This is a genomic window from Pantoea sp. SIMBA_079 (assembly GCF_046940275.1).
GTDB lineage: Bacteria > Pseudomonadota > Gammaproteobacteria > Enterobacterales > Enterobacteriaceae > Pantoea > Pantoea borealis.
The window spans coordinates 1-243 of sequence record NZ_JAWRYR010000792.1 but is presented as its reverse complement, the minus strand read 5'-3'; the positions used below and the strand labels follow the sequence as shown (position 1 = coordinate 243).

Genomic DNA, 243 nt, shown 5'->3' with positions numbered 1-243 from the left:
CAGGCTGACCACGCGACCGAAGTCGGCCAGAGCCAGCGGGCTGCGGGTCAGCGTGTCGCCGCCGATGGTGTCGAACACGACGTCGACACCGCGCCCCTGGGTGATCTCCGCGACCGCGTCCACGTAGTCCACGGCGGTGAAATCGATGGCCTCATCCGCGCCCAGCTCCCGCACGAAGGCGTGGTCCATCGCGCGCGCGGTCGTGATCACCCGGGCGCCGATCGCCTTGGCCACCTGGATGGC

The 243-nt window shown here is 70.8% G+C and carries 1 protein-coding gene; it reads right to left on the bottom strand.

Going from position 1 to position 243, the window contains the following annotated elements:
* Window positions 1-243: zinc-binding dehydrogenase (locus SB719_RS22115; RefSeq protein WP_412160027.1), on the bottom strand; the 243-nt coding region annotated here is incomplete at both ends.